The sequence below is a fragment of the Pirellulales bacterium genome, from assembly GCA_035546535.1.
In the GTDB taxonomy this organism is placed as follows: Bacteria; Planctomycetota; Planctomycetia; order Pirellulales; family JACPPG01; genus JACPPG01.
This window is the reverse complement of record DASZWQ010000165.1, coordinates 1-4,846: the sequence shown is the minus strand read 5'-3', so window position 1 is coordinate 4,846 and position 4,846 is coordinate 1. Positions and strand designations below refer to the sequence as shown.

Annotated in this window: 4 protein-coding genes; 2 read left to right on the top strand and 2 right to left on the bottom strand. The window is 61.0% G+C overall.

The features are described 5' to 3' along the window. Window positions 1–106: 106 nt before the first annotated feature. Window positions 107–1,597, bottom strand: a complete 1,491-nt coding sequence (locus tag VHD36_19625; GenBank protein HVU89548.1) for an anti-phage dCTP deaminase — start codon at window positions 1,595–1,597, stop codon at window positions 107–109. Window positions 1,598–2,020: 423 nt separating this feature from the next. On the opposite strand from VHD36_19625, the gene VHD36_19620 reads away from it, so the two are divergent. Beyond that, window positions 2,021–2,839, top strand: a complete 819-nt coding sequence (locus tag VHD36_19620; protein ID HVU89547.1) for a hypothetical protein — start codon at window positions 2,021–2,023, stop codon at window positions 2,837–2,839. 556 nt (window positions 2,840–3,395) lie between these two features. Here the strand turns inward: VHD36_19620 and VHD36_19615 are convergent. Beyond that, window positions 3,396–3,815, bottom strand: a complete 420-nt coding sequence (locus VHD36_19615) for a hypothetical protein (GenBank protein HVU89546.1) — start codon at window positions 3,813–3,815, stop codon at window positions 3,396–3,398. Window positions 3,816–3,940: 125 nt separating this feature from the next. On the opposite strand from VHD36_19615, the gene VHD36_19610 reads away from it, so the two are divergent. Then, on the top strand, window positions 3,941–4,207 hold the full coding sequence (locus VHD36_19610; GenBank protein ID HVU89545.1) for a helix-turn-helix transcriptional regulator: 267 nt from the start codon (window positions 3,941–3,943) through the stop codon (window positions 4,205–4,207). Window positions 4,208–4,846: the final 639 nt, after the last annotated feature.

Below are 4,846 nucleotides of genomic sequence, written 5' to 3'. Positions count from 1 at the left end.
CGACGGCGGGCGGAACTCAGCTCAATGACCGTCGTGGGCTTCGGCTGTGACGCCGGACGACGTTCGGAAAAGGTTAGCTCAAGTTGAGACGGTTTCTTGGGAGTCTTCACGCCGCGCCTCCTTCGTCAGAGCTCAAAAGGTTCTGGTTCCTAAGGCGAGTCACGACAAGTCCTTCCAACGCAGGAAGCGACTCTAAGGTCACCTCGCTCTTCGGTCGAGCGTCGCGCGAGTTTCGAGTTTTTAGCACGCCGCCGTTATCCTTGCGCTCGTCGGCCGGCATAGCAAAAAGCTGCAGGTACTTACTAGGGGCAACGCCATCGTAAGGTAGGATCGTAACCCGGTTCTGGGTGCCCTCGGCTTCCGAAATTGAGTCGTGGTGCAGCTTTCCTGCAAGACTCTTCCCATACGGCTGGATGTAATAGACCGAGACTATCCCGGCCGCGACGATATGCCGGGCACAGTAGTGGCAAGGGTAGGTCGTGCAGTAGAGGGAGGCTCCCTTCAGTCGAGCGCCAGCGGAGTGGCTCGCGTTCAAGATTGCATGCATCTCCGCGTGAATCGCTCGAGAGAACTCAATGAGGCGTCCCACTTTTGATTCAAGGATGGTCCTGATCGCCGCGTCCCGGTCACCGACTAGGAGTCCGGCCTTGGCTAGGGCTTCAGTCGCCTCCGCTGCGATCAAGCTCTTCTCCGCATCGTTGTGACACTTCCCCCCCCAATTCGCGCATCGATGGTCTTCCGATCCTTGCGGTACGTCTTCCGCCCTGGTTACGTAGAGCCCTCCTTGGAAGCGCGGAACGTCGTTCCATCCGATAGCCAAGAGCGAACCGGTTTGGTCCACGATCGATGCACCGACCTGCCTCGACAGGCAGGCCGAATTCCGCGACGCTGATGCCGCCTGGTACATGGCCGTTTCAGCTGTCGTGGGGGTGATAACCGCCGTGCTGAAGACCAGGTTCAGGTATCGGAGCATGCGGGCTTCAACCACATTCAAGCCGTTCAGCGGCGCACGAAGGAAGTAGTCGGCTTTCGGGAACGTCTTCCGAACAGTTTGCCCGTGCGAGAATTCCTCGCCTGAATCCTGGTCGATCAACTTGTAGATCTCGGCCAGATCCATGCCCTTTGCCTTCAGATGCTGTTCTCTGTGCGGCATGGGCGAGAACACGCCGATGCAATGCAGCATGTCTCGGTAGACAAGCCGAAGGGCCTCCAACTCAGCCTCATTCTTGATCGAGTCGACGATGTGGCAAACGCGAGCGGGGCGGTAGACTCCCACAGGATCGTCCGGCAGCTTTCGTTCTTCGCGCCGAACGGCAATCTCTCTGATTGCCACGTCTGCCAGAATACTTGGGCCAAACCTCTGCCTCAGGAGATTGCCACGCTCGATCAGGTGGCTTACTCGAGCGAACGCCGCCTTTGGTACCGGGTTCCCATCCAACTGTTCGATAATTTCACTGAGCCGAACGACTTTGACCTCATAGTCGAACTGATCCCGCAGCAACTTCTCGAGAGTCGAGGTGACCGCTTGCAGGGACGAGCCGATCGGCCCGCACAGGGCGAACACAAGCTCGTCCGTGTGGGTCTCTTTCAGCCCCAACGTGGAACTTGGGATGGCACTCGTCCTACCCTTTTGCGCAACTCCGGAAGCAATCCCCAAACCCGCTGCCATGCGGCGATAATGCCTGTGGTTGGCGGCCCGTACCACTTTCTGAGGACGAACCCTAACAACGGCCCCTCACCTGTCAGGCGGAATCCAAAACGACGCCTAGCCTGGCGGCGGTGACCAGAACCGCGCGGCGCCAGGATCAAGGCGTGTTCATGCCGCCGGGGGAGTCATTCTCAGAATGGCAGTCTAATTTCGCGTAATTTGAGGAGTCGTCAGTCTTGAACCGTGAAAAAGCCACGAGATGCTCGGGAAGTTCAGTGGTAATATCTAAAAGAGAGCCGCTTTATCGCAAAAAGACCACCGCTTGCATAAGGGAGTGAGGTGGTCTAGATTACATGGGTCTAAGGAGAACCCATGGCCAGAAGTCGCGCTTACCCTGTCGTTTCGCTGGAAAAAGCAGCCGAATTGGCGTCGGCTGTTGTCGATCAGCTGGGTCATGGCAGCCACGACCGAGATTCTCTCGCCCAGGCTTGGGGCTACCAGAAGGGTCAAGGGTTGGTCGCCCGCAAGATTGCAGCTCTCGTTCAGTACGGAATGCTGGAGCGAGACGGGGCCAGCTACTCCCTTAGCCCCTTGGCCGATGAACTCCTCCATCCCAAAGACGAGGGTGAGTTCGAGGCAGCCAAAGCACGGGCTTTTTCCCACCCGACGCTTTTCGGTGAACTCGTCGCGAAGTTTCAGCCGCACGGCAGGGTGCCTGGTGCTCTCCCGAACATCCTGTATCGGGATCACGGGATCATGCGTGCGGTCGCGGAGGAAGCCGCCGGCATTTTTCTCGCTTCAGGTAGCTATGCCGGGGTGATCAGCGCTGATGGACAGTTCCTTACGGCAGGGAGGCGGGCTCTGGGACACCGCGAGCAGGATGATGACACCGCTCTGCGCGATGAGGAGGTCAGCGACACACCGCGCTCAGCCGGACCGCGTGCAACCGAACCGCGTGCAGCCGAACCGCGTGCAGCCGAACCGCGCGCAGCCGAACCGCGCGCAGCCGAACCGCGCGCGGCCGAACCCCGCTCCGCAGACATGCAGTCCGACGGACAAACGTTTCAGCTAACGCTTTCGTCGGGCCAGGCCGTGCTCCGCGTGCCAGCTCGGCTCACGAAGCAAGACGTATTGAAGCTAACAAAACTTCTCGACTTGGTGGCGCTCGACGTTGAAGGCGGCGCGCCTTGAATAAAGAATCTCGGATCGCATTCGGCGATCGAATTGCAGTGGTGCGCCGGCGGGACACCACAAAGCAAGAAGCTCGGGGTGCAACCCGAGCTTCTTACACTGGCCGCCCAGCACCCCTTGGAGGGCAGCACCGAACGCTCAGCTCGAGTTCTACGGTAGTTCACCTATCAGCGAACGCAAGCGTGCGCTGCCGCCAGGGGCACTTCAGAAAGGAGGTACCCATGGCTTCATGCATTCATTGCGGCGGTCGGATAATTTTTCGACACTCTCGCCGCTTGCCCAGCGGTCGCGTCGAGTGGCGGAACAGACCGTTCCCCATCCACGTCGACCAACCGTGCACACGGTAATTAGATAGGACCGGTCGCGCCCGGCCTCCGTTCAGGCCGGGCGCTCCGATTGAGCTGCTCAAGATTGGCTCTTAGGCACCAGTGTAATGGAGTCACTCCCCGTACCGGCTACAGGCGCCGCTCTCGAGTCCTGCATCAGCGACGGTCCGTGCCTCGCTCGTTCCGTGACTAGCCGCTTCAGCCGGCCGGGCGCATTGGAGTGAGACAGTTTAGGGCTGCTCGGCACCGTGCTCAGGAACCTCTGGATATGCGGGGACACCATGGTCGGTTGGGTCGTTCGGATCGCCGCGCTTGAGGCCGTAGACGGCGCTGTCGACGGCGTGCTGGGACGTCGCAGCCTTCTTCTGCCGTTCGGATCGCTCCGCAGGGCTTTCGGCCGCGTCCTGCGCGTCGTTGGCTTCTTCGCGCTGCCGGTCGCGCTCGGCGGCGCGCTCTCTTGCCTCCGCCTGCTTGCGCGCGCGCTCACGCCCGTTCTTCTCAATGGCCTGCTCCAGGTCGTCTCCGGTGAGCTGGGGCTCGCGTCGCACCTCGGGCGCTGCGGGTTGAGGTGCGGCAGCGGGGGGAGCGTCGTACGCGCACCCGGCCGCAAGGATTGTCAGCATTGATAGCAACAGCAGCAGCCTGTTCATCCGGTGTTTCCTTCCCCGCGGTTTTCCGCTCGATCTCACAAACGAGCCGTTCTTAGCCGATTCCGAGGAAATACGGTAGAATTATACCGTAATTAAGAACGCGGTATTCCGATACCGCCTAAGGGGTGCCGCGCTCACGCCCCGAGCCGCTGTCGGAGTACTTCGCGGCGAACGTCCGTCGAGCGCGCGAACAGTTGGGGATGTCGCAAGAGGACCTGGCTGAGGCAGCACTCAAAGGGGACGTTCGCCGCCTCCAGCGGCTCGAGGCAGGCGAGTACGACGTCCGCGTGTCCACGGTAGCGGCGCTCGCCCACCACCTCGGTGTGCAGGGCAGCGCGCTTCTGGCCCCGGCGAAAGTCGTCGCCCGCGGCCCCGGCCGTCCGCCACGATAGCGGCTGCCCTCGGCTCGCTCGCGAGCGCCCGCTGAGAGCAGGTGTCACGAGCATCGCGGCGGCGCGCGCCAAGTCCTTCCATGTGTCGCTTTAGCCCGCCACGTCCAGGCGGTCGCGCGGCGCCAAAAAAAGATGAGTTTTTCGTAAGCCTGCGAGAGCAAAGGGAAATAAAGCCAAAAACGGCGAAAAATTGGTTCTCCCATCTCAGCGCCAATCGCTGCTCCGCCAGTAGCCAACATCCGGAGGCCAGAAACTTCCAGAAAGAGTTGGAATTCAATGACTGGACGAACAGTTCTCTACGTCGGCGGCGCAGGTCGCCAGCTCAGTTGCACGTTCAAGCGGCGGGGCACCGGCGCACGTCAGTGGCAAACGATCGTCGACCACTTCATAACGGCGGTCCGCATCGCAGCGGCTTTGCTGGCTAAGCGCGCGAGCTTGCCGAGCGGCGCTCGTTCGGCCGGTCGCGGTTCCGAGTGCGGGATGTCGCTGCCGGTCTACCTGCGTGTTCCGGCGCATCGTGATCACCGATTCCGCGGCATCGTGATCACACAAAACGGCACATCGTGATCACGGATTCCGGCATCGTGATCACACAAAACGGCGCATCGTGATCACGTTCGGCTAGCGAGCCAGCGACGT

Bases quoted from the DNA above. Each gene is read 5' to 3' on its own strand.
- VHD36_19620 (HVU89547.1), top strand. From the start codon at position 2,021: ATGGCCAGAAGTCGCGCTTACCCTGTCGTTTCGCTGGAAAAAGCAGCC.
- VHD36_19615 (HVU89546.1), bottom strand. From the start codon at position 3,815: ATGAACAGGCTGCTGCTGTTGCTATCAATGCTGACAATCCTTGCGGCC.